Annotated in this window: 23 protein-coding genes; 16 read left to right on the top strand and 7 right to left on the bottom strand. The window is 62.6% G+C overall.

The window, feature by feature from the left end:
- Positions 1-128 precede the first annotated feature (128 nt).
- The gene (locus tag QMG84_RS01370; protein WP_281929931.1) at positions 129-437 is read left to right on the top strand and encodes a hypothetical protein; all 309 of its coding nucleotides are present in this window, start codon (positions 129-131) and stop codon (positions 435-437) included.
- A gap of 260 nt (positions 438-697) precedes the next feature.
- Here QMG84_RS01370 and mutS read toward each other — a convergent pair whose 3' ends face one another.
- Positions 698-3,358: a DNA mismatch repair protein MutS gene (gene mutS / locus QMG84_RS01365; protein WP_281929929.1), complete on the bottom strand. Its 2,661-nt coding sequence runs from the start codon at positions 3,356-3,358 to the stop codon at positions 698-700.
- A gap of 192 nt (positions 3,359-3,550) precedes the next feature.
- Entirely contained in the window at positions 3,551-4,432 is an 882-nt protein-coding gene (locus QMG84_RS01360; RefSeq protein WP_281929927.1) for a hypothetical protein, read from the bottom strand.
- A 416-nt stretch (positions 4,433-4,848) separates the two neighbouring features.
- Between QMG84_RS01360 and QMG84_RS01355 the strand changes: the two genes are divergently transcribed.
- The 3 genes from QMG84_RS01355 to QMG84_RS01345 are packed head-to-tail and all read left to right on the top strand — an operon-like array spanning position 4,849 to position 6,811.
- Positions 4,849-5,766 (top strand): glycosyltransferase, encoded by a 918-nt coding sequence (locus QMG84_RS01355; RefSeq protein ID WP_281929925.1) that lies wholly within the window; start codon positions 4,849-4,851, stop codon positions 5,764-5,766.
- A gap of 2 nt (positions 5,767-5,768) precedes the next feature.
- A complete protein-coding gene (locus QMG84_RS01350) occupies positions 5,769-6,398 on the top strand; it encodes a class I SAM-dependent methyltransferase (RefSeq protein ID WP_281929923.1) in 630 nt (209 codons plus the stop codon).
- Positions 6,362-6,811, top strand: coding sequence for a GtrA family protein (locus QMG84_RS01345; RefSeq protein ID WP_281929922.1), 450 nt, complete (start codon positions 6,362-6,364; stop codon positions 6,809-6,811). The genes QMG84_RS01350 and QMG84_RS01345 overlap by 37 nt, the downstream gene beginning before the upstream one ends.
- Before the next feature lie 56 nt (positions 6,812-6,867).
- On the opposite strand, the gene QMG84_RS01340 is transcribed toward QMG84_RS01345, so the two are convergent.
- Positions 6,868-7,824 (bottom strand): GlxA family transcriptional regulator, encoded by a 957-nt coding sequence (locus QMG84_RS01340; protein WP_281929921.1) that lies wholly within the window; start codon positions 7,822-7,824, stop codon positions 6,868-6,870.
- A gap of 81 nt (positions 7,825-7,905) precedes the next feature.
- Between QMG84_RS01340 and QMG84_RS01335 the strand changes: the two genes are divergently transcribed.
- Entirely contained in the window at positions 7,906-8,628 is a 723-nt protein-coding gene (locus QMG84_RS01335; protein WP_281929920.1) for a DJ-1/PfpI family protein, read from the top strand.
- Between the two features lie 130 nt (positions 8,629-8,758).
- Here the strand turns inward: QMG84_RS01335 and cobS are convergent, their stop codons facing one another.
- Both cobS and QMG84_RS01325 read right to left on the bottom strand, forming a co-directional pair.
- Positions 8,759-9,757: a cobaltochelatase subunit CobS gene (cobS, locus tag QMG84_RS01330; RefSeq protein WP_281929918.1), complete on the bottom strand. Its 999-nt coding sequence runs from the start codon at positions 9,755-9,757 to the stop codon at positions 8,759-8,761.
- 34 nt (positions 9,758-9,791) lie between these two features.
- Positions 9,792-10,385 carry a J domain-containing protein gene (locus tag QMG84_RS01325; protein WP_202070848.1) on the bottom strand — a complete coding sequence of 198 codons (594 nt, stop codon included), beginning with the start codon at positions 10,383-10,385 and terminating at the stop codon, positions 9,792-9,794.
- A gap of 208 nt (positions 10,386-10,593) precedes the next feature.
- On the opposite strand from QMG84_RS01325, the gene QMG84_RS01320 reads away from it, so the two are divergent.
- From QMG84_RS01320 to QMG84_RS01315, 3 genes are all read left to right on the top strand, one after another.
- A complete protein-coding gene (locus QMG84_RS01320; protein ID WP_281929915.1) occupies positions 10,594-10,905 on the top strand; it encodes a BolA family protein in 312 nt (103 codons plus the stop codon).
- A gap of 291 nt (positions 10,906-11,196) precedes the next feature.
- A complete protein-coding gene (locus QMG84_RS21360; RefSeq protein WP_350356501.1) occupies positions 11,197-11,628 on the top strand; it encodes a DUF4189 domain-containing protein in 432 nt (143 codons plus the stop codon).
- Between the two features lie 93 nt (positions 11,629-11,721).
- Positions 11,722-12,747, top strand: a complete 1,026-nt coding sequence (locus QMG84_RS01315; protein WP_281929914.1) for a glycosyltransferase family protein — start codon at positions 11,722-11,724, stop codon at positions 12,745-12,747.
- A gap of 7 nt (positions 12,748-12,754) precedes the next feature.
- Here the strand turns inward: QMG84_RS01315 and QMG84_RS01310 are convergent, their stop codons facing one another.
- The gene (locus QMG84_RS01310; protein ID WP_281929911.1) at positions 12,755-13,051 is read right to left on the bottom strand and encodes a DUF6156 family protein; all 297 of its coding nucleotides are present in this window, start codon (positions 13,049-13,051) and stop codon (positions 12,755-12,757) included.
- A 154-nt stretch (positions 13,052-13,205) separates the two neighbouring features.
- Here QMG84_RS01310 and QMG84_RS01305 point away from each other — a divergent pair, with 154 nt between their 5' ends.
- From QMG84_RS01305 to QMG84_RS01285, 5 genes are all read left to right on the top strand, one after another.
- Positions 13,206-13,670 (top strand): hypothetical protein, encoded by a 465-nt coding sequence (locus tag QMG84_RS01305; RefSeq protein WP_281929910.1) that lies wholly within the window; start codon positions 13,206-13,208, stop codon positions 13,668-13,670.
- Positions 13,671-13,757: 87 nt separating this feature from the next.
- Positions 13,758-14,930, top strand: a complete 1,173-nt coding sequence (locus tag QMG84_RS01300) for a phosphoserine transaminase (RefSeq protein ID WP_281929909.1) — start codon at positions 13,758-13,760, stop codon at positions 14,928-14,930.
- A gap of 60 nt (positions 14,931-14,990) precedes the next feature.
- Positions 14,991-15,233 carry a type II toxin-antitoxin system antitoxin VapB gene (gene vapB / locus QMG84_RS01295; protein ID WP_281929907.1) on the top strand — a complete coding sequence of 81 codons (243 nt, stop codon included), beginning with the start codon at positions 14,991-14,993 and terminating at the stop codon, positions 15,231-15,233.
- 3 nt (positions 15,234-15,236) lie between these two features.
- A complete protein-coding gene (locus QMG84_RS01290) occupies positions 15,237-15,638 on the top strand; it encodes a type II toxin-antitoxin system VapC family toxin (RefSeq protein WP_281929905.1) in 402 nt (133 codons plus the stop codon).
- Positions 15,639-15,884: 246 nt separating this feature from the next.
- Positions 15,885-16,505, top strand: a complete 621-nt coding sequence (locus QMG84_RS01285; RefSeq protein ID WP_281929904.1) for a L,D-transpeptidase — start codon at positions 15,885-15,887, stop codon at positions 16,503-16,505.
- 270 nt (positions 16,506-16,775) lie between these two features.
- On the opposite strand, the gene QMG84_RS01280 is transcribed toward QMG84_RS01285, so the two are convergent.
- The gene (locus QMG84_RS01280; protein WP_281929902.1) at positions 16,776-17,411 is read right to left on the bottom strand and encodes a Crp/Fnr family transcriptional regulator; all 636 of its coding nucleotides are present in this window, start codon (positions 17,409-17,411) and stop codon (positions 16,776-16,778) included.
- Between the two features lie 171 nt (positions 17,412-17,582).
- On the opposite strand from QMG84_RS01280, the gene leuD reads away from it, so the two are divergent.
- From leuD to QMG84_RS01265, 3 genes are all read left to right on the top strand, one after another.
- Positions 17,583-18,188: a 3-isopropylmalate dehydratase small subunit gene (gene leuD / locus QMG84_RS01275; RefSeq protein ID WP_281929901.1), complete on the top strand. Its 606-nt coding sequence runs from the start codon at positions 17,583-17,585 to the stop codon at positions 18,186-18,188.
- 144 nt (positions 18,189-18,332) lie between these two features.
- The gene (gene lptB / locus QMG84_RS01270; protein ID WP_281929899.1) at positions 18,333-19,334 is read left to right on the top strand and encodes an LPS export ABC transporter ATP-binding protein; all 1,002 of its coding nucleotides are present in this window, start codon (positions 18,333-18,335) and stop codon (positions 19,332-19,334) included.
- A 123-nt stretch (positions 19,335-19,457) separates the two neighbouring features.
- The gene (locus QMG84_RS01265) at positions 19,458-20,063 is read left to right on the top strand and encodes a sensor histidine kinase (RefSeq protein ID WP_281929897.1); all 606 of its coding nucleotides are present in this window, start codon (positions 19,458-19,460) and stop codon (positions 20,061-20,063) included.
- Positions 20,064-20,133 lie beyond the last annotated feature (70 nt).

The following is a 20,133-nucleotide window of genomic DNA, read 5'->3' as shown; positions in this document are numbered from 1 at the left end:
TGATCCATGTTCGCGTGCACGCACGCATTTCAGAGTGTGAAACGGCCAAGTTCCGACACATTCGAATCTTGTCCTAAGCATGCGCGATACAACGATTTTGTTGACGCGTGATACGAGAGGATAAACGGATGTCGAGTGCATTGGTCGCGAGCTTTGACGCCATGCAAGCTCTCAGAATTCTCCTCAAACTCGAAGAAGCGCCGGACTCGGACACATCTTATCTGCGTCGTCTTGTGTTAGCTGACGCCAAACGCAACATCGCTGTTCCTGCCGCGGGGCCTGTGTTGGAAGAAGCGTCTGTCGATGCCGAGACGGCAGAAGCAGTAGCAGAGGAAGCGGCGGCCGACGAGGCGACAGAGGCCGTCTCAGAGGACGCGCCAGACGATGCCGCGACGGCGGATGCAGCATCGGAGGACGCGCCGGATATGCCGAAGTGACCGAGGCTGAATCGGACGACGCCGAGGTCGACGCTGTTGAGTCCAAGAAAGGGCCGAAAAAAGCATCGGCCAAAGCCTGACGCGCAAAGGGCGGCGTATGACGCCGCCCACAACTCTACTCGCTGTCGTTACCGGCCTACGGAAGGGTCGTGGTACGAAAAGCATCGTTCCGTCATTGCGAGCGAAGCGAAGCAATCCAGGGCCGCTGTGGCTGCCCTGGATTGCTTCGTCGCTTAAGCTCCTCGCAATGACGAGAGGCGCTATGATTTTCTCTTCAATTCATATAACGCCGCCAGCGCATCGCGCGGACTCATCTCGTCAGGATCGATCTTCGCAAGCGCCTCTCTGAGGGCGTCCTTGGGCTGCATCGTCTCCGCCACATGTTTGAACAGCGGCAGATCGTCGATCAGCGCCTCGACCGGCGCGCGTCGGTCGGCCGCCTCCAACTCGGCAAGAATGGCGTGCGCGCGCGTCACAACACTTGCAGGCAGCCCGGCAAGCTGCGCGACATGCACGCCATAGGAACGATCGGCCGCGCCTTTCACGACCTCGTGCAGAAACACCACTTCGCCTGCGTGATCCGTCACCTTCATGGTGAGATTGACCAGCCGCGCCATGCGTTTTGTCAGTTGTGTCAGCTCGTGGAAATGCGTGGCGAAGATTGCGCGTGAGCAATTGACCTCGTGCAAATGCTCCATCGTCGCCCAGGCGATAGAGAGGCCGTCGAAGGTCGCCGTGCCGCGGCCGATCTCGTCGAGAATGACGAGCGAGCGCGGTGTCGCGCAATTGAGGATCGCGGCGGTCTCCACCATCTCGACCATGAAGGTCGAACGCCCGCGCGCGAGATCGTCTGAGGCGCCGACGCGCGAAAAGAGACGATCGACGACGCCGAGACGCGCCTCTTGCGCCGGCACGTAAGAGCCCGCCTGCGCAAGCAGCGCGATCAGCGCATTCTGGCGCAGAAAGGTCGATTTGCCCGCCATGTTCGGGCCCGTGACAATGGCGATGCGGCCGGCCTTGTCGCCGGAGAGTTCGCAGTCATTGGCGGCGAAGGCCTTGCCTTGCGCTTGCAGCGACGCCTCCACGACCGGATGGCGCCCGCCGATGATGACGAACTCCAGCGAATGATCGACATGCGGTCGGGTCCAACCGCGTTTCTCGGCAACCTCGGCGAGCGCGCTCGCGACATCGAGCCGGGAGAAGGATTGCGCCAGCGCTTGCAGCTCCTTGGCGCCGGCGAGAATCTCTCCGGCGAGCGCGTCGAAGATGGCAAGCTCACGCGCCAGTGCGCGATCGGCGGCGGAAGCAATCTTACTTTGCAGCTCGACGAGTTCCTGCGTCGAAAAGCGCATGGCGTCCGCCATGGTCTGACGATGCGTAAACATCGAATCGAAAGGCGGGCGTAGAAGCTTCTCGCCCTGCGCGGCAGGCGCTTCGAGGAAGAAGCCGAGAAAATTGTTGTGCTTGATTCTGAGCTTCGCGCCTGTCTGCTCCGAGTAGCGCGCTTGCAGCGAGGCGATCACCACGCGGCTCTCGTCGCGCAGCGAACGCGCTTCGTCGAGTTCGGCGTCGCGACCCTCGCGGATGAAATCGCCATTACGCTTGTCGAGCGGCGGGCTGTCTTTCAGGCTTGTCGCAATTTCGTGAGCGAGCGCAGCGTCGGCGGTTGCGAGCGTCGCCGCTTCGCGAGCGATCTCCGCCGGCGCCTCGGCGCCTGAGAAGATCGCCGCAATGTCGCGGGCGGCCGAAAGCGCCGCCCCGACGCTCGCAACGTCGCGCGGCCCGCCGCGCTGCAATGCGAGACGCGAGACGGCGCGCGCGAGATCGGGCGCGCGTGCGAGCTTTGCCCGCAAGGACGCGCGAATTTCTGGCTTTTCGAGAAAGAAAGCCACGGCGTCGAGCCGCGCGTCGATCAAAGAAGGATCGGTGGAGGGCGCGGCCAGCCGTTCGGCGAGAAGCCGTGCGCCAGCGGATGTCACCGTGAGATCGACAACCGAGAGCAGCGAGCCCTCGCGTGCGCCCGAGAGCGTGCGGGACAGCTCCAGATTGGCCCGCGTCGCCGCGTCGATATCGAGCGTAGCGCTTTCGCGCAGGCTCATCGGCCGCGACAGCGCCGGGCGGCCGCCTTTTTGCGTGCGCTCGACATAAAGGATAGCGGTAGCCGCCGCGGCAAGCTCGGCCTCGCTGAGCGCGCCAAAACCTTCGAGCGTCGACACGCCGTAGAAATCCACGAGCCGCCGCGCCGCGTCGCCGGCGTCTCGCCCAAGCGGGGCGACGGGCGCGCCGAGCCCTGAGAAGATCGTGGCGAGCGCCTCTTCCCGGCACAGCGTTTCGGCGGCGACGATCTCGCGCGGCTCCAAGCGCGCCAGCGTGGAGGACAATTCGCTTTGCGCGCAATCGGCCACCGTAAACACGCCCGTCGAAATATCGACGCTTGCGACGCCATATCGCCACGCCCCATCGCCGCGCGCGCGGGCGACGGCGGCGAATGCATTGGCGCGCGCCGGGTCGAGCAGCGCGTCTTCGGTGATCGTGCCGGGCGTGACGAGCCGCACCACGTCGCGCTTCACGACGGACTTCGCGCCGCGCTTCTTGGCTTCGGCCGGGTCTTCGATCTGCTCGCAGACGGCGACGCGGAAGCCGAGCGCGATCAGCTTTTGCAGATAATCATTGGCGCGCTCGACCGGCACGCCGCACATTGGAATATCTTCGCCGAGATGCTTGCCGCGTTTGGTGAGCATGATGCCCAGCGCGCGCGAGGCGATTTCGGCGTCCTCAAAAAACAGCTCGTAGAAATCGCCCATGCGGTAGAAGAGCAGGCAATCGGCGTTTACCGATTTGATCTCGATAAATTGTGCGATCATCGGCGTCGCGCGCGCCGCGCCGGTCTGATCCTGCCCTTGCTCCGCTACTTTTTCCATGGCCGCACTTTAGCGGCGGCCCGGCGGCGGCGCCATTCGAGGCGCCGCTTTCATTGTGGAGCGCGCATGAAAAAGCCCCGGATCGAAGATCCGGGGCTGCGCCTACCTCCAGAGCGCCAGGAGGATGATGATCGGGATCGGCACCCCGAGGAGCCAGAGCAGAACGGAACGGCCTACGCCCATTTTCGCCTCCTACCAACGCATGGCGGATGAGAAGCCCAGATTCTCGTCGCGGTGACGCCCGCCGAGGGTGGCGCCGCCCCAGGCGGAGGCCGCCGCGAGCAGCATCGCCGCCGCGGCGACGAAGCTCGCGATGATCCCGGCCTTGCGGGCCTTGTCGGCAAGTTCCTTGGCGCGCGCGTGATCGTCCCTCACCTGCTGCGCGACGGCGTCGACCCGGGCGCCGGCGTCGGCGGGAGCAACGCCGCTGGTGGACGCCAGCACGTTCTGGAGATAGCTGCGATCCTCGCCGCTGATCTCGCCTGTCGCCTGGCCGCGCGCGACGATGCGAGAGACGATTTGCCGCGTCTCGGCCTCATTGGTCCCTGACGGAGCCGCCCCGGTCCGCGCGCCGCCGTCGCCGCGCATCAGCGTATCGACGCGATAATCGACCGGGTTGGTCATCCCGCTCTGCTGCGCCTGCTGGGTCGCCTTTTCCACGCCGGCTTTGCCGAGGTTGTAGAGAGACGAACCAGCCGCGAAGGCGACGATGAGAATAGCTGTCGCCCAGACCACGAGCCCATGCGCGCCGTCACGCACTTCCGCCTCGTCGCGCGGCGCATCGATATTGCGGCGGCGCAGCCGCCCGCAGACATAGCCGCCGGCGGCATAGCTCGCGACCGTCACCCACAGCACCCAGAGCGCCAGCGCGAGAGCGTGGGTGAAGGGCGACGCGCCCTCATAGGGCGAGGCCAGCGACAACCCGATTCCCGAGCCGAAGGCCGCCATGACGAAGGAGATGGCCGTCGTTACGGCGACGCCCGCGAGAATGGCGCCCCAATCGACGGCGGTGAAACGCGAGAGCGCGAGGCGCTCGGCGGTGGGCTCCAGGCCCCGCCCGATGACGTCTGCCATGGCGACCTCCTACCGCAGACCGAGGAGCGACAGGATCGCCATGACGATCACGACCAGACCGATGAGATAGATGATGTTGTGCATCGCGGCCTCCCTTCGGCGCGCAGTTGCGCCGGGAGCTGAAAAGAGATGCGACAACGCGGGAGAGGGGCGAATGTTCCGGCGCGCGGGCGGGGGCGAGGAGGCCAGGCTGCGCGGCGCTCGTGGTTGGAACGATACCCAGAAACGCCGATTGATAGGGTTTTCCCTCAAGCAAACAGGCCGCCGCGTAAGTCGCCACTACTTAACATGAAATCAACGATCTCACTTTATACAGCGTGGTTTGATAATCTGAGTTCTCAAGACGGGCGCAACCCCATATGTCAGGTCGCCTCCATTCATCGCTGACACGATCATCGCCCTGGCTCTCCGTCATCATGCCTACCTACCAAGGCCAACGATGGATCGACGCCGCGCTCCGATCGGTTGCGGCCGAGCCGGCGGACGGCATTGAGATTCTCGTTTTGGACAGCAGCCCGAACTCCGAGACCTTGGATATCGTTCGTCGCTACGATTCATTGCTGAATTTGCGCGTCATGAAACGCGACGAAGCTTCGATGTGGCATGCCCAGACCAACATCGGCGCGGAAAGAGCTGAGGCGGAACATCTTTGTTGGCTGCATCAGGATGATCTTTGGCTGCCGGGGCGCATCGAGGCGATCAGAAAATGGATAGAGAAAGCTCCAAACGCCGCGCTTCATCTGGCGCCGAGCGTCATTGTCGATGCCGATGGCCGAACGCTAGGCCTATGGCGCTGCCCATTGGAAAAAGACGCGGAGATCGACTCCAGCGAGATTGTGCAACGGCTGATCGTGCAGAATTTCGTATCGGCGCCCGCGCCGGTATTCCGAAAAGACGCTTGGCTTTTCTGCGGCGGGCTAGATGAAGCGCTATGGTATACCGCCGACTGGGATATGTGGCTGAAGCTCGCCGCTTTGGGGCCCGTTCACTACCATAGCGAGGCAACGACCGCGTTCCGGGTCCACAACAGCTCTCTTACGGTGACGGGCGCCGGCAAAATCGAGGAATTCTCGCAGCAGATGCAGATCGTTTTCGACCGGCACCTGCCCACTCTCGCTGAAATTGACAACTGCGCCGAAGCGGCCGGCCGCGCCTCTATCCGTGTCAACGCCGCGCTTGCCGCAGCGTCCGGAGGCGATTTCAGCCTATTGGCGCCCGCCGTTGCAGCGGTGCTGGGCCTCGGGCCGCTGGGCGTCGCGCGATATCTGAGAGACTCCCGCATTTATGATCGGATGGCGCCTCGCCTGCGGGCGAAGTTCGCGGGAGCCTTCTGATCATGGCGCTAGGCCCTCGCATCCGTGGCATTTTTGGCCCCTATGAGCGCCACGTCGCCGAAGCGTACAGGGCGGTCTTCCTCAATATCGACGCCTTGGTCGATCGCATCCGCCAGTGGGCTCCCGATGCGAAGGAGATATTGGAAGTAGGGTGCGGCGAAGGCGCCGTGACCGAGCGTCTTAGCGCCGCCTACCCCAACGCCCAGATTACGGCGATTGATCTGACGCCGCGGCTCGGTCGCCTTTACGCTGGGCCACGCGAAAGGGTGCGTTTTTTGCAGAAAGACGTTCAAGAAATCGCAAGGGTGAATCCGAACGCCTTCGATCTCGTCATTCTGTCAGACGTCTTACATCATGTTCCCACCGAAGGACGGCGCGCCCTGCTTGACGCGATCCGACGGGCAACGGCTGTGAATGGCAAATTCGTGCTCAAGGATTGGGAGCGGACCCGAACGCCGATCCACTGGCTTTGCTATGCGTCCGATCGATACATCACAGGCGACGCCATTAGCTATCTGACGCGTGACGAACTGATACGAAAGATCGACGATAGCTTCGGGCGAGCCGCACGTATCGAGGAGGCCCCCATTGCGCCATGGCGAAACAACATCGCCATATTGGTTGCGCCATGACCTTGCGTTTGGCCGCGGAAAGGTCCGGGCGCTATACTCTCATCGGAGCATTCTGCGCCGCGATGCACAACGTGCTTTTGATTGGCGGGGATTACCTCGGATTTCATTACGTCCAGATGAATATGGCTTCCTATTCTTTCGTGACGCCTTTAGGCTATCTGCTCCATTCTGCCTTTACTTTCCAGACGCCCAAATCGATACGCGCCTTTTTGCGTTATGCGTCCAGCATCGCCGCGGGCGTGCCGCTTTCCATCGGCATCATGGCGTTTCTCTGCGACGGCCTCGGTCTCCCGGTCGCTATCGCGACTCCGATCGCGACTCTTGTGCTGTTCGTGTGGAACTATTGCCTTGCGCATTGGACGATACTCGGCCAGTTCTGGCGGCGCGAGACATGGTCCAACCTCTCGCGATAGACCCCAGAGCGCTTTCCGCTAGATCGGTGTCTGGCGGCAAGCGCGCCCAATTCGCTTTAGCGCCCGTCCACCCGCGCCTGGCGGCGAAGACCTTGGGGCGGAACGCCAAAGGTTTGGACAAAAGCGCGACGCATTCTTTCGGGGTCGCCGAAGCCCACTCTGGCGGCGATGATTTCGATCGGTTCGACTCCCGCCTCCACACGTTCGCGCGCAACCTCGAGCCGCAGCCGCTCGATGGCTTTGGCGGGGCTCAAGCCCGTTGCCGCCGCAAAGGCGCGGCTGAAGTGGCGCGGGCTCATGCACGCTTCTTCCGCGAGCTTTTCGACCGTCCAACGCCGGTCGAGCCGGCCGCGCACTTTCTCGAGCAGAGACGCGAAGCGATGGTCCGGACTATCAAGCTCGAGCAGCGCCGAAAATTGCGACTGTCCGCCCGGCCGTCGATAATAAACAACCATCTCCCGCGCCGCGCGCTTGGCGATCTCCTCCCCCAAATCCTCCGCCGCCAAGGCGAGGGCCAGATCGACGCCGGCGCTGACGCCCGCCGACGTCCAGATCCGGCCCTGGCGGATGTAAATTCGATCGGCCCGGGTCTGAACTTGCGGAAACTGCCGCGCGAAAGCCGGCGCGGCGCGCCAATGGGTCGTCACGGAGAGTCCGTCGAGCAGTCCGGCGGCGGCGAGGATGAAGGCGCCGGAGCAGACGCTGCAGAGCCGGCGCGCGCGTCGGTCGGCGTCGCGAACGGCGGCGAGGGTCTCGTTGCACGCCATCGCGGCTCGTGCGCCCTCGCCGCCGACGACGATCAATGTGTCGATCGTCTCGATGTCGGAAAGCGCTTCGACCGGCAATTCGACGCCCGAGGAGGCCCGCACGCGCCCCTTTTCCTTCGCGGCCAAAACGGTGCGATAGGCTCCGCCTGCTGCAAAGCGCGACGCGATCTCGAAAACCGCAATGGGGCCGGCGGCGTCGAGGAGCTGAAAGTCCTCGTAAAGGAAAAAGGCCACGGTCCGGATCATGGCCTAAAATGAGGGAAAAAGGTCGTTTCGACAATGACGCGCCAAAGGTGAAATAGAAGCGCCCGAAAATGGAGGCGCCCCATGAGCCCACGCCCTTTCACCATCGTCTTCGCGCTCTATGACGGAATGACCCAGCTCGATTTCACCGGCCCGCATGAATTTCTGAGCCGCACGCCCGGGGCCGTGACCCTTGTCGCCAGCCGCGACGGCGGCGCGGTGAAATCCGACCGGCTCGAATTCGGCGGGACGGTTCCGCTGGCGACTGTCTCCGGCTGCGACCTGCTTTGCGTCCCGGGAGGCCTCTCGGCCACCGCAGTCGCGCTCGACCGGGTCTTCATTGCGGAGATTCGCCGCCTAGGGCTCGGCGCACGCTATGTGACGTCGGTCTGCACCGGCTCGCTGATCCTCGGCGCGGCGGGGCTTCTGAAAGGGAAGCGCGCGGCTTGCCACTGGGCCTGGCGCGAGCTCCTGCCGCTCTTCGGCGCCATTCCGCAAGCCGACCGGGTGGTGCGCGACGGCGACATCATCACCGGCGGCGGCGTGACGGCGGGGATGGATTTCGCCTTGACCGTCCTCACGGAGATCGCCGGCGCTGATGTGGCGCAGGCGATCCAGCTCGGCCTCGAATATGATCCCCAACCGCCCTTTCATGCGGGCTCGCCCCAATCGGCGCCGCCGCAAGTCCTCGCCCGTTTTCAGGCGACCGCCGCCCCGCTGATCGAAAAACGGCGCGCCCAGGCCGAGGAGGCCGCGCGGCTTTTGGTTGGGGATGCGTCCACGACCGAGACGGACGTCATACTTTGATCCGTCGTCAGCCTCCCGTCATTGCGAGCGAAGCGAAGCAATCCAGGCCGCGGCGGCTGCCCTGGATTGCTTCGTCGGCTTCGCCTCCTCGCAATGACGGGTCATGCTTCCCAAAATGCCGAGGCCGCCCTTAGGTCATCACCACATTCACCGCGCTCTCCGGCAGCTCCTTGCCGAAGCAGCGCTGGTAGAATTCCGCGACCAGCGGGCGCTCCAGCTCGTCGCATTTATTCAGGAAGGTCAGGCGGAAGGCGAAGCCGACGTCGTTGAAGATTTCGGCGTTCTCGGCCCAGGTGATGACCGTGCGCGGGCTCATGACGGTCGAGAGGTCGCCGGCCATGAAAGCGTTGCGGGTGAGATCGGCCACGCGCACCATTTTATTGGCGACGTCGCGCGTCTCCTTGGAGACGCCATAGGATTTGACCTTCGAGATCACGATATTGGTCTCGGCGTCGTGGGACAGATAATTCAGCGTGGTGACGATCGACCAGCGGTCCATCTGCGCCTGATTGATCTGCTGCACGCCGTGATACAGGCCCGAGGTATCGCCGAGACCCACCGTATTGGCGGTGGCGAAGAGACGGAAGCCCGGGTGGGGGCGAATGACGCGGTTCTGGTCGAGGAGCGTCAGGCGACCGGAGACCTCCAGCACGCGCTGGATAACGAACATCACATCGGGACGGCCCGCGTCATATTCGTCGAAGCAGAGCGCGACATTGTGCTGAACCGACCAGGGCAGAATGCCGTCGCGGAACTCCGTGACCTGCTTGCCGTCCTTGAGCACGATCGCATCCTTGCCGACGAGATCGATACGCGAAATATGGCTGTCGAGATTGACGCGCACGAAGGGCCAGTTGAGCCGCGCCGCCACCTGCTCGATATGGGTGGATTTGCCGGTGCCATGATAGCCCGTGACCATCACGCGGCGGTTGCGCGCGAAGCCCGCGAGAATGGCGAGAGTCGTCTGCCGGTCGAAAAGATAGTCCGGATCGATGTCCGGCACATGCTCGTTGCGCTCGGAAAAGGCCGGAACCACGAGATCCGTGTCGATCCCGAAAACCTCGCGCGCCGAAACCTTGATGTCGGGCACGCTTTCGAGACCCGAGCCGGATTTAACTTCTTCGACCAAAACCGTCCTCCGTCTGGCGGGCCGGCGCTCGCGCTCAGGCGAGCCGCGCGGCCCTCAGCGTCTTATAGGCATGAATGATTTCCCGCAATTTCTCCTCGCGGGAGCGATCGCCGCCATTGGCGTCGGGATGATGACGCTTGACGAGCTCCTTATAGCGCGCGCGCACCGCCTCGGGTCCAGCGGTCTCGTCGAGATCGAGCGCCGCGAAAGCCCGCATCGTCACCGGCGAATAACGCGGCTCGCGCTTCTCGGGGGCGCGCCGATGGAATTTGGCGCGGTTCATCCCCAGCGGGTCCGCCGTCGGGCCGCCCTCCTCGCGAAAGCCCGTCGCGCCGCGGCGCGTGCCCATCGCCCAGGTCGGGCGGTGGCCAATGGTCGCGTCCTTCATGTAGCGGGCGACGTCGGCGTCATTCATCCCGTTGAAATAATTGTAGGTGGCGTTGTATTCGCGAACATGGTCCAGGCAGAAGCAGAAATATTGCCCCTCGCGCAGCCGGCCCATGGGGGCGCGATAGGCGCCATCGGCCTCGCAGCCCGGCGAATCGCATTTCATCGTCGACTCGCGCTTCTCCTCGCGCGGCCGACGCTGCGTTCTGATACGGTCGAAGAGGGGCGAATTCAGATCCATCGGGTTTCATTATGATGGCGCGGGGCGGCGCCGCAAGCGCGAACCGCGCCAATTTTGTTGTGCGCCCGATCTTGCAAGAGAGGCGCCCGGAGCTTGGCGCTTCTTCCGATTGCGTCTAGAGCGAGCAACGGAATCGGCGCCGGATGGAAAGACCGGAGCAGGCTCCCGCGAGGAACCCGCTCTCGAGCTCTAGACATGGAGAAGGAATATGGCGGATCAGGGTAAAAGCGCCGTGAAAGGGCCGGTCGCCGCGAGCATCGAGTCGAAGCTCACCGAGGCGCTCGCGCCGATCGCTTTGAATGTTATCGACGAATCGCATCACCACGCCGGCCATCATCACGGCGGCGACAAGCGCCACGGCAATGAGAGCCATTTCCGGGTGGAAGTGGTGAGCGCCGCCTTCGAGGGCAAGAGCCGGGTGGAGCGCCACCGGATGGTAAATGCCCTGCTGGCCCAGGAGCTTAAAGAGGGGCTGCATGCGCTGGCGGTGACGGCCAAGGCGCCGGGGGAACCGACCTAACTGAGTTTCATCCTACGATGCTCGCGTGCGAACAGCCGGCGGCGCCTCGCAAGAAATAACAACTCAATTTTGGGGTCTCTATGCAGACCTCGCTAACGCGCGAGCTGCGGTTTTGGAGAAGGGCTAGTCCCTACCATCGTCCGGCTCTTGCATGGGAGCCGCCTCGCAACAGGCTTTCTGAATATCTTGGAAGTGAGAGCCGACGTCGAACCTCCGCGAATATAGGGCCCTAAAGTGTAGCCGAGCCATGATTCTTCCACTAATATTACTGGCCCTTGTCTAAAGGAGGTTATGGTGAAACACCGAAACTTAATTGCTGCGACACTCTGTTTCAGCGTTGCGAGTATGGTATCCCAGGCCGCCGATTTTCAACAAGCGCCACTGACACTGCCGACAATTATCAAGCTCACAGGCGGACATCGGTGGATTTCTATCGCGACTGCGAGATGGAATGATATCAATGGACGCGCTCGTTCGGCAGTTGGGTTTGCCGAAGGCCAGTCTGCTAGCGCTGCTTCGGCCGAAGCGATCCGTCAATGCCAAGAGCGAGGTGGGCGCGGATGCGCCACTCTCGGCACATATGACAACGGGTGCTTCTTCGTCACAATCGGAGTCCGATCAGGTTCTGTCTCTATCGGAACCGGATCGACAAGGCAGCGTTCAATCGAGAACTGCGAAAACGAGGGATATATCTGCCAGAAACCGATTGGCGGCTGCGTATAATCATTCTGTTGGGCGGAATCGATGCGGGATGCCCATTCGCGGTTGCAAATCGCAGAACAACTGGCACTGAAATCAAAGGAAATAGCGCCGCTGATGAAAGTTTATTTCTGCATCAATGAAAGCGGCCTCGTTCATTATATCGATCACTTGCGCGCGGCCGTGCGCTCGGCGCGCCAGATCGGCCGGCTGGAGCCGCATATTCTCTTCGACGGCGACCCGGCGATCCTGAAAGAGGCGCTGGCTGGCTGCGAGGCGGCCATACACCGACAAAAATCCAGCGTCGCCGAAGAGATCGCGCAGACCGAGGAGACGGCCGAATGGCGCAGAGGCGTCGCCGAAGGCGCGCTGCTGCGGCTGGAAATACCGGTCGTCGAAACCGACGACGACTATGTCCTCTACTGCGACTGCGACACGATCTTCACCCGGGCGGTTGGTCTATCTCACCTGAAACCGCGTTTTCTCGCCGCCGCCCCGGGTCATAATCCCAATGAATGGGACATGATTTGCTCCGGCGTTCTGCTGCTCAACGTCAAAAACATGCGAGCGGAATATCCCGCCTATATGAAATATGCGGCGGCAAATCTTGGCCGGCCTGCCTATTACGATCAGGAAGTTCTCAACGAATATTTCGTCGGCCGCATCGACCGCCTGCCCATCGAATATCACTGGAAAACCTATTGGGGCGCAAACCCGCTCGCCTATATCGTGCATTTCCACGGGCTGAAAAGAACGCATCTTGCCTGGATGCGTGACCCCATTCGAAGAGCCGAGCTGAAAAAGCTTTATTTTCTCATCATGTTCGAAAATGACGGCTTTGAATATTACGGCAAAGTCTTCGACAGCATCGTTACCAATGAGGCGCCGTCCTTTGCGCGGCTGATTTTGGGGCGCGTGAAAGACGTTCTAAGATTTGTCTTTCGGCGCGCCAGGAAATTTTCTTATCGACTCCTCGAGGAGGACGTCCCATCGACTTTCGACGAGACGTCTTACCTGTACAACAACCCGGACATCGCCATCGGCGTCTACAATGGCGCCATTCGCTCCGGGTGGAGCCACTACCGCGTCCATGGAAAGCTGGAGGGCCGCCCGGGCGGCGCGGTCGAGAGCAAGGCCGTCTAACCCAGCCTCACGCCCGCACCGGCGCCCCGTTCTCGTCGCAATCGACCTCCGTCACCTCGTCTCCCAGCTCGACGCGCGCGCGCAGGAGCGAGCCGTCGTCGCGATAGGCATATTGGTGGGAAAGCTCCACCTCGCCATAGACCAGCTTCTCGCAGGTCGCGATGCGGCCAGAGGCGTCATAGCTGACCCGAAAATAAGTATTGCGATTTCCCAGCTCGCTTTCGGCCAATGGCTCGACCAGCTTGAGCGGCATGCGCACGCCGCTATAGGTGAGAAAATAGCGATATTCTTTGGCCTGCGACATTGTCGATCCTCCCGTTTTCTTATGCGTTATGTGCCTAGAAAGAATCGCGCCAACATCGATCCGGCACGACGCTTGCGGAAAGCGCTCCGAGCAGCCCCTCGACGGGCCTGCATTGTCGCAACTGCGACAGAATACATGAAGAGGAGTGCGAGAAATGAGACTAGCCGAAGCCTACGCCAGCGCAACGATCGAACAAATCGAAGCCGCCCTCGCCGGCGGCAAGCTTGTGGTCTTTTCCGTCGGCCGTCCGCCGTCGCCGGACCATAAGGTCACCCGCAGCGCCGCCCTTGCCGAATATGTCTTCGCCAGCCCGGCCGTCGACGACGCCAAGGCCCCCGTCTTCGCCGAGAACCCCGTTACGGTGGCGTTGGTCGGAACCCCGGGCTGGGCCCGTGCGTTTTCCGCCGACGGCGCGGTCGTGGCCGATTTCTCCGCCGGAGCCGGCGCTGCCGAGATCAAATTCGACAGCATCTCCGCAACCCCGGGCTTTCCCCTCAAGGTTCTGTCGCTGAAGATCTCTCTGCCGGCCGAGACGGTCACCTATGAGAAGACGGAATATGGCCATATCTATCTGACTGGCCTGGAAAACGCCCATCGCAAGCTCTCCGTGCGCGGCTGATCCGCGCCTCTGGGAGTCTTGACGATTTCGTGACGAAAGCGTAGCGCGGGGCGGACTTTTCTCGTCCCGCCTTTCTCAGGACATCCCATGGCTACGACGTCCAAACCCGGCCAAAAGCCGGCGAACCCGCGTTTTTCCTCCGGCCCCTGCGCCAAGCGTCCCGGCTGGTCGTTCGAGAACCTTAAAGGCGCGGCGCTCGGCCGCTCGCATCGCTCCAAGGCCGGCAAGGACAAGCTCGCGCAGGCCATCGCGCTGACCCGCGAGGTTTTGCAGGTTCCCGCCGATTACCGCATCGGCATCGTCCCGGCCTCCGACACCGGCGCGGTGGAGATGGCGCTGTGGTCGCTCCTGGGCCCGCGCGGCGTCGACGTCGCCGCCTGGGAGAGCTTCTCGGCCGATTGGGTGACGGACGTCATCACGCAGTTGAAGCTCCCGAACGCCCGGACCTTCACCGCCGCTTTCGGCGAGCTGCCCGATCTCTCGCAGATCAATTTCGACAATGACTTCGTCTTCGCCTGGAACGGCACCACGGCAGGCGTGCGCGTGCCCAACGCCGATTTCATCCCGGCCGACCGCAAGGGGCTGACGATCTGCGACGCGACCTCCGCCGCCTTCGCGCAGAACCTCGACTTCTCCAAGCTCGACGTCACCACCTATAGCTGGCAAAAGGTGATGGGCGGCGAGGCGGCGCATGGCATGCTGATCCTCTCGCCGCGCGCCGTGGAGCGGCTGGAAAGCTACACGCCGGCCTGGCCAATGCCCAAGATTTTCCGCCTGACCCACAACGGCAAGCTGGTTGAGGGCATCTTCGAGGGCGACACGATCAACACGCCCTCGCTCCTCGCGACCGAGGACTATATCGACACGTTGAGCTGGGCGAAGTCGATCGGCGGCCTGCCGGCGCTGCGCGCCCGCTGCGACGCCAGCGCCAAGGCCGTCGCCGATTGGGTGGCGAATACGCCCTGGATCGAGCATCTCGCCGAGAATCCGGCGACGCGCTCCAACACCGGCGTCTGCCTCATCTTCTCGGACAAGAGCGCGGCGCAGAGCGAGGCCGAGAAGGCGGCGCTCGCCAAGAAAATGGTCGCCATGATCGAGGCGGAGGGCGCGGGCTATGATTTCGGCGCCTATCGCGACGCGCCCCCCGGCTTTCGCATCTGGTGCGGCGCGACGGTGGAGGCGTCCGACGTTGCGATCCTGACGCAATGGCTCGACTGGGCCTATGCGGAGGCGACGGCGGCGGTCGAGGCGGTCGGCTGACCTTGATGCTCCCTGCGCGTTGATATATCTTTTTCGGATATATCCGCGCTGGAGGCTCATATGGACAAAGCGAAGCTATTCTGGTCCGGCCGTTCACAGGCGGTGCGGCTTCCGAAAGACTATCGCATTGAAGCGGATGAGGTGCGAATCCGCCGGCGCGGCGACACGATCATTCTCGAGCCAATCCCGAAAGACTGGACTTGGCTCGACACGCTCGCGGGAACGCTCTCCGAGGACTTTCTGGAAGAGGGCCGCGAGCAGCCGCCCATCCAAGAGCGTCCTGACCTCGACAGCGTATTTTGATCCTTGCGCTACCTTCTGGACACCAACGCCGTCATCCACCTCCTGAAGACGGCGGACTCGGCGCTCGCGCGAAGGCTGCGCCAGCACCGGCCGGAAGACGTTTGCATCTCGGCGATCGTCACCCACGAACTCTATTTCGGCGCCTTCAAAAGCGCTCGGGTCGAGGCCAATCTCGCCCGGCTGCAAGCCTTGCTGTTCGAGGTGCTGCCCTTCGACCTGGAAGACTCTATCGCCTCGGGGGAGATTCGCGCGAAGTTGCGCGCGGAAGGGACGCCCATCGGCCCATATGATCTCCTCATCGCCGGGCAGGCGCTGGCGCGGGGTCTCACGCTCGTTTCCGCGAATGTAAAAGAGTTCCGCCGCGTTGAAGGGCTGACGGTCGAAGACTGGACCCACTCGGGCTAATCCGCGCTTCCCGCCCGCGTTCCGCCCTCCCCGGCGTCAGGCGGGAGCTATGCTCCCGTTCTAGCTCTTATACTGTTGCACGAGAGTCACTCCCCACACGGAAACGCGCGCCTGTCGCCTAGGCGGGGCGCTTCGCGCTTGCGATGGCCGAGCGTCTGCGAGACTAATCAAGGTGATCGCTTTCCCGCGCCTAGCTTGGCGGCGCGGGGCTTTTTGTCTTCTGCCGCAATCGAACAAGGGATACTCATGCGACGGCTCGTCCTAGCATCGCTCTGCATTTTTGCCGCTTCCGGCGCCTTCCTCTCGCAAAGCCAGGCGCGCAGCGCCGCTCCCCAGGCCGAAACCGATCCGCTGACCGAACTCTTTGGCGGCGCGCCCGCCGCCGCCCCCGCGCCGACCGGGCCCGATGGTCGTCCGCAGGCCGTCGCCATTCCGCGCGAGATCGTCGCGCTCGACGCCAAATATCCCGCCGGCACGGTTATCATCAACACGAGCGAGCGCCGTCTCTATTACGTGCTCGGCAATGGCCAGGCGATCCGTTACGGCGTGGGCGTCGGCCGTCCTGGCTTCGAATGGTCGGGCGTGCGCTACGTTTCCAGCAAGCGCGAATGGCCTGATTGGACGCCGCCGGCCCAGATGCTGCGCCGCCGCCCCGATCTGCCGCGCCACATGGAGGGCGGCCTCAACAATCCGCTCGGCGCGCGCGCCATGTATCTGTCGGGCACGCTCTATCGCATCCACGGCTCCAACGAGCCGGAGACGATCGGTCAGGCCGTGTCCTCGGGCTGTATTCGCATGACCAATGACGACGTCACAGACCTTTATGACCGCGTGAAGGTCGGCACCCGCGTAGTGGTGACGCGATAAGCGACGCGCTTGGGACATTCTGAAAGCGGTCGGCCTCGGTGCCGGCCGTCAGTTTGTTGGCGAACTCCCAAGGCGGCCTCGTCCTTCGAGACGCGAGCTTCGCTCGCTCCTCAGGATGAGGCCTAAGTGTTTGGTATTAGACGCAGAAGCCCCTCATGCTGAGGAGCCTGCACAGCAGGCGTCTCGAAGCACGAGGGGCGTCAACACAACATTGTTTGCGGTCTCACGGCCGGTCTCGACGCCGGCCGTTTGGCTGTACGCCGCCGCGGGTCAAGCGTCGCTACAAGACCGCGCCAGCTCCACATTATGCTGCATGCGCTTCATCATCAGCTTCATGAGATAGAAGCCGAATTGCGGATTTTGCGCCGCAAGCTCCAACAATTCGTCATAGCGCACGCTCAGGAGCGCGACCTCGCTGACGGCGACGGCCGTCGCCGTGCGGCGGTTCTCATCGGTGAAGAGCCCCATCTCCCCGAAAAACGCCCCCGGCTCGAGCGTGACGCCGAGCTCGCGCAGCAATATCCGGCCACGCACGAGGATATAGGCCTCCTCGGAGAGATCGCCCTTGCGATACAGCGTGAGGCCATCGGGCAGCGCGAGATGCTTCATGTAGGGGCGCAGCCATTCGTAATCGAATTCGCCCCCGCTCGCCGCGCTGGTCGCCGACCGCATGTCGCGGATGAGCCTTTGCATCTGCCGCAGGCGGAAGATGTTGATCGGCGCCATGAAGGCGTTGAGCGCGAACAGCGGGTAATAGCCCTTGAGAAAAAAATAGGCGGCGAAAAGCGCATTGGCGAGGATCGCCGCAATGCGCAGCGGGATCATCGTATTCGATACGAAGACGAAGACATTCGCCGCCGCAGCGAGATAGCCGATTGCCTCGACGAGCCAATTTCCTGGAATCATCGCCTGCCCGAAATCGCGCCGTTTTGCAGATCATATCAGAAAGGCCGGCGCGCCTGCGAGCCTCCGCGCCCGCTTCTCGAACTGAAACTGGCGAGAAGCCTTCCGCCGCTTTGCGCTTGTGCGGGCAATTTGCTAAAGGGCGCGTCAACTCTTAAACGCGCCAGGCAGGACATGGAAAAGTTCACTACGCTCACCGGGGTCGCCGCGCCGCTGCCGATCATGAACGTCGACACGGATATGATCATCCCCAAGCAGTATCTCAAAACCATCGCGCGGACGGGCCTCGGCAAGGGTCTCTTTTCCGAGATGCGCTATGGCGAGGACGGGTCCGAGAACCCCGATTTCGTGCTGAACCAGCCCGCCTATCGCCAGGCGACGATCCTGATCGCGGGCGATAATTTCGGTTGCGGCTCTTCGCGCGAGCACGCCCCCTGGGCGCTGCTCGACTTCGGCCTGCGTTGCATCATCTCGACGAGCTTCGCCGATATTTTCTACAATAACTGTTTCAAGAACGGCATTCTGCCGATCAAGGTCTCTCAGGCCGAGCTCGACAAGCTGTTCGACGACGCGGCGCGCGGTGCCAACGCCACGCTGACCATCGACCTCGAAGCCCAGGAGATTCGCGGTCCCGACGGCGGCGTCGTGAAATTCGACATCGACCCCTTCCGCAAGCATTGCCTGCTGAATGGCCTCGACGACATCGGGCTGACGCTTCAAAAGGCCGATAAGATCGACGCTTTCGAGAAGGCGGCCGGGCAGTCTCGCCCCTGGGCTTAGAATGGCCCGCAACGGAAGCGCGGCGCAGAACCATCTAGCGGCGCAGCCGCGCCTGAGTTAGGAACGCGGGGGACGACGCCTGACCGGAAGAGCAGGCGCCGCCGGGGGCCGCAATTGCCTCTTCCCAGTTCTCGACGGACGCCCTTGACTAGATTCGCCGGCCTTGCGACGCGCCTGCGCGCCGCCGCCCAGTCTCTGACCGGGCCAATCGGCGCGCTCCAGGCGCGTCTCGGCAAGACGACTCCTTCCCATAAGAAGGACGATCTGGCCGAGGCCGACTGGCGCGGCGAAGATGCTGCTGAAAATTTAGGCGCCTTTCCTGAGGACGCCCGCGTCTGGGCGCAGCCCAAATCCGCCGATCCGAGTGGTGACCCAAGCGCCTTCACCGCCGGGTCTTATCTCGAAGATCCCGGCTATGACGGACAGGGGCTTCTCTCTGTCCATAATCTCGCCAAGGCCTATAAATCCCGCCGCGTGGTCGAGGATGTGAGCCTTCACGTCGCGCGCGGCGAGGCCGTTGGCCTGCTCGGCCCCAATGGCGCGGGCAAGACGACCGTCTTCTATATGATCACCGGGCTGGTGAAGCCCGATAAGGGCGTGGTGTCGCTCGACGGATATGACGTGACGCCCTTGCCCATGTATCGGCGCGCGCGCCTCGGAATCGGCTATCTGCCGCAGGAAACGTCTGTTTTTCGTGGGCTTTCCGTCGAGGACAACATCCTTGCCGTCCTCGAGATCACCCAGCCAGACGAGAAGAAGCGCAAGGACGAACTCGAAGGCCTGCTCGACGAATTCCGCCTCACCCGCATGCGGCATACGCCGGCGGTTGCGCTTTCCGGCGGCGAACGCCGGCGCTGTGAGATCGCCCGCGCGCTCGCCGGGCATCCGTCTTTCATGCTGCTCGACGAGCCTTTTGCCGGCATCGACCCGATCGCAGTCGGCGGCATTCAGGATCTTGTGCGCCATCTCAAGGCGCGCGGCATCGGGGTGCTCATCACCGACCATAGCGTGCGCGAAACGCTGGGCCTGACCGATCGCGCCTACATTATCTACAACGGCCATGTGCTGACCGAAGGGCGACCTGAAGAGATCGTGGCTAATCCCGATGTGCGCCGAATATATCTCGGCGAGGATTTTAGGATGTAGTTTAACCTGCCAAGCTTTCAAAATTTGAGGAGAATTGATTTAATCCTTGCGGTTGCGCAAATAGATTTGGAGGCGCCAGTGGGTAGTCTCGCTTCGGACTTTTCCGGCAGAAATGCCGAGCTTATGGCTCATCTTCATGAAAAGGATCAGGAATTACAGCAGTTAAAAGAGAAATATAACGCGCTTTGCCGGCGCTTTAGAGATAATCTCGCGACGATTTCCATGCTTTTTGCCGCTCAGGCGCGACGAACCGTCCAGCCGGAACTTTGCCGCAAATGCGTTTCCTGTCTGGTCGGTGTCTATGATCTGGAAGATATTGGCGACGAACGGATTTCCATGGCGGCATATCTTCCGACGCTTTCCAAGGTGCTGGTCACGAGCTTCGACAACCGAATCAGGCTGGCAACCTCCGTCGACCCGACCATCACGCTCGATTTCCGGCGCGCCCACTGCATCGGCCTTATCTACGCAGAAGCCGCCTCGAACGCGCTCAAACACGCCTTCCCCGGCCTCAGCTCAGGCGCTGTCTATGCGACGCTGCGCGTCGACGGCGCAAAGCTCGCGCTGACGGTCGTCGACAGCGGTTTTGGCTTCGACGTCGAGATCGCAACGCGACAGAGGTCGGAAGGTTTGAATTTCATGCAAGAGCTGGCGCGGCAGATCGACGGCGACCTGGGCATCAGGTCGTCGCAAGCCGGCACGACCGTCTCGCTCACCTGCCCACTCTAAAGGATTCGAGGGTTAGTGATTAACCTTTAGGCGTTTCGGCTCTGACGGCGCCGTCTATTTGGCCCTGCCG

The organism is Methylocystis iwaonis, assembly GCF_027925385.1.
Lineage (GTDB): Bacteria > Pseudomonadota > Alphaproteobacteria > Rhizobiales > Beijerinckiaceae > Methylocystis > Methylocystis iwaonis.
This window is presented reverse-complemented; position numbering and strand designations above follow the sequence as displayed.

What these genes read in the sequence shown, in the direction of transcription:
- QMG84_RS01370 (WP_281929931.1), top strand. Translation starts at nt 129, where the DNA reads ATGTCGAGTGCATTGGTCGCGAGCTTTGACGCCATGCAAGCTCTCAGA.
- mutS (WP_281929929.1), bottom strand. Translation starts at nt 3,358, where the DNA reads ATGGAAAAAGTAGCGGAGCAAGGGCAGGATCAGACCGGCGCGGCGCGC.
- QMG84_RS01360 (WP_281929927.1), bottom strand. Translation starts at nt 4,432, where the DNA reads ATGGCAGACGTCATCGGGCGGGGCCTGGAGCCCACCGCCGAGCGCCTC.
- QMG84_RS01355 (WP_281929925.1), top strand. Translation starts at nt 4,849, where the DNA reads ATGCCTACCTACCAAGGCCAACGATGGATCGACGCCGCGCTCCGATCG.
- QMG84_RS01350 (WP_281929923.1), top strand. Translation starts at nt 5,769, where the DNA reads ATGGCGCTAGGCCCTCGCATCCGTGGCATTTTTGGCCCCTATGAGCGC.
- QMG84_RS01345 (WP_281929922.1), top strand. Translation starts at nt 6,362, where the DNA reads ATGGCGAAACAACATCGCCATATTGGTTGCGCCATGACCTTGCGTTTG.
- QMG84_RS01340 (WP_281929921.1), bottom strand. Translation starts at nt 7,824, where the DNA reads ATGATCCGGACCGTGGCCTTTTTCCTTTACGAGGACTTTCAGCTCCTC.
- QMG84_RS01335 (WP_281929920.1), top strand. Translation starts at nt 7,906, where the DNA reads ATGAGCCCACGCCCTTTCACCATCGTCTTCGCGCTCTATGACGGAATG.
- QMG84_RS01325 (WP_202070848.1), bottom strand. Translation starts at nt 10,385, where the DNA reads ATGGATCTGAATTCGCCCCTCTTCGACCGTATCAGAACGCAGCGTCGG.
- QMG84_RS01320 (WP_281929915.1), top strand. Translation starts at nt 10,594, where the DNA reads ATGGCGGATCAGGGTAAAAGCGCCGTGAAAGGGCCGGTCGCCGCGAGC.
- QMG84_RS21360 (WP_350356501.1), top strand. Translation starts at nt 11,197, where the DNA reads ATGGTGAAACACCGAAACTTAATTGCTGCGACACTCTGTTTCAGCGTT.
- QMG84_RS01315 (WP_281929914.1), top strand. Translation starts at nt 11,722, where the DNA reads ATGAAAGTTTATTTCTGCATCAATGAAAGCGGCCTCGTTCATTATATC.
- QMG84_RS01310 (WP_281929911.1), bottom strand. Translation starts at nt 13,051, where the DNA reads ATGTCGCAGGCCAAAGAATATCGCTATTTTCTCACCTATAGCGGCGTG.
- QMG84_RS01305 (WP_281929910.1), top strand. Translation starts at nt 13,206, where the DNA reads ATGAGACTAGCCGAAGCCTACGCCAGCGCAACGATCGAACAAATCGAA.
- QMG84_RS01300 (WP_281929909.1), top strand. Translation starts at nt 13,758, where the DNA reads ATGGCTACGACGTCCAAACCCGGCCAAAAGCCGGCGAACCCGCGTTTT.
- vapB (WP_281929907.1), top strand. Translation starts at nt 14,991, where the DNA reads ATGGACAAAGCGAAGCTATTCTGGTCCGGCCGTTCACAGGCGGTGCGG.
- QMG84_RS01285 (WP_281929904.1), top strand. Translation starts at nt 15,885, where the DNA reads ATGCGACGGCTCGTCCTAGCATCGCTCTGCATTTTTGCCGCTTCCGGC.
- QMG84_RS01280 (WP_281929902.1), bottom strand. Translation starts at nt 17,411, where the DNA reads ATGATTCCAGGAAATTGGCTCGTCGAGGCAATCGGCTATCTCGCTGCG.
- leuD (WP_281929901.1), top strand. Translation starts at nt 17,583, where the DNA reads ATGGAAAAGTTCACTACGCTCACCGGGGTCGCCGCGCCGCTGCCGATC.
- QMG84_RS01265 (WP_281929897.1), top strand. Translation starts at nt 19,458, where the DNA reads ATGGCTCATCTTCATGAAAAGGATCAGGAATTACAGCAGTTAAAAGAG.